Origin of the sequence: Moorena sp. SIO4A1, assembly GCF_010672065.1 — a bacterium.
Lineage (GTDB): Bacteria > Cyanobacteriota > Cyanobacteriia > Cyanobacteriales > Coleofasciculaceae > Moorena.
This window is the reverse complement of the sequence record NZ_JAAHHX010000608.1, coordinates 1-1,589: the sequence shown is the minus strand read 5'-3', so window position 1 is coordinate 1,589 and position 1,589 is coordinate 1. Positions and strand designations below refer to the sequence as shown.

Below are 1,589 nucleotides of genomic sequence, written 5' to 3'. Positions count from 1 at the left end.
CCTAATTTCCATCTTCTCTTTCATATTTATGAAGAGTTCTTGAAAGCTGAAAACCCCCGTGCTTGGGGCGGGGGACGAAAGCTACACCAAGTCTAGTACCTTGCGTTTCTGAGTTAGTAATTTTTAGGGTATCAGTTCAGGTTAATTACCTATTAATTAGAGCTTGAGCAGCCAAACAATTCGGTATTATTTCCAGGAATTATCGATTATTTGGCTGAATTATTATTACTTGTTAAGTGTTAAGTATTACTTGAAAATTGACCCTTGACAAGTTTCAAGTAACAAGTGTCAATTTTCAAACCTAGGAGAGATGTGAATGTCTTATAGTGATTTTAAATCTCTAGACACACTAGCTTCTCTAGGGATTGATATGCTAGAAGCTGTCCCATCTCTGATTCAAGCAGACCCAATTTCCCCCAGTGACTTTCTTCAGGAAGCTCTCAGACGCTTTGTGCCACTAGCAACTGCTATCAATACTGAAAAAGCTCGCTCTGAATATCTGATCGCTCCTATTTTAAGTGAAATTACAGTCATCAACCCTCCTATTAGTCGGTTTTCTGGAAAAAACTTTAATGTAGACCCAGCACAGGGACTTACTGGATTTTTTGATTTCATCCTTACTGACAACCCAGATAAGGTGAAGTACCCCAACCTGCTTGGCTGAGGTTGGGGCTTCCAATTCTCAGGTCAATTCAGGGACGGTCTTATTCGTCTTTCGGGCTTCCCGCTTCATCCGCCGACGCCTCAACCAGCAAGCTGGAATTGGTCTTACTCAGCGTCCACAGGCAGACGTCCGCCTTCCGCAGACGTATAGTTTTCTTTCTTCGACAGACTCACCTTGGAATTACGACTCTATGGTCAACCAGCCGGGGTTTGTCTCTTCCCTGATCTCTGCTAGTACTTTGTACACCTAATGGTCTAAAAACTGATAAGATATTAAACCATTTGTAAGGTAGCCTTTTAGTCAGTCAGGCGGGTCTTGAAGTTACCGTAAGGATAGTGGAGCCTTTATGGTTAGTCGGCTATGCATAAAAGGGTTAAAACTGTTTGATTAAGGCTCCACTATCCTAAGGTTTCGTCTCAGCAACCAACTTTATTCTAACATAAATCGTGATGATTTGTCATCACAAGTTGAGGCGCGACCCCGTAATTTAATTCTTCAAACGGAAAGCGCGCCTCCATCGTCTCGCTATCTATCCCAGAGACGAAACCTTAGTAGAGGGTCGCCTTAATCATAAAGATTTAACCCTTTTACTCATAGCCGACCAACCATAAAGGCGACCCTCTACTTATGGTAACTTCAACACCCGTCGCAGAGGTGGGGAATTCCGCGAGTTTTGTTAACCATCAAAGCTCCAGTGGTGGTAGTGGTAGAGGCAAAAAACGAAAATATTAATGAGGGACTCCCTCAATGCCTTGCTACGATGTATGCAGCTCTATTAGTTAACCAAAAAGAGCCAGAGATGGCTGAGCGAACAGTATATGGAACTGTTACGACGGGACAAGTGTGGCGATTCCTGGCTCTGACACCAGAAGGCAAGGCAATCGTGGATCTTAATGACCGCTATTTAACACCTGTGGATGAGTTA

Annotated in this window: 1 protein-coding gene and 1 pseudogene; both read left to right on the top strand. The window is 43.2% G+C overall.

Features of this window, described 5'->3' with window-relative positions:
• Window positions 1–316: 316 nt before the first annotated feature.
• Window positions 317–664: a hypothetical protein gene (locus F6K53_RS41160; protein WP_293086080.1), complete on the top strand. Its 348-nt coding sequence runs from the start codon at window positions 317–319 to the stop codon at window positions 662–664.
• A 673-nt stretch (window positions 665–1,337) separates the two neighbouring features.
• Window positions 1,338–1,589 (top strand): annotated as a pseudogene (locus F6K53_RS41155) (hypothetical protein); the annotation flags it as partial.

Coding starts and splice junctions, on each gene's coding strand:
- F6K53_RS41160 (WP_293086080.1), top strand. CDS start 317: ATGTCTTATAGTGATTTTAAATCTCTAGACACACTAGCTTCTCTAGGG.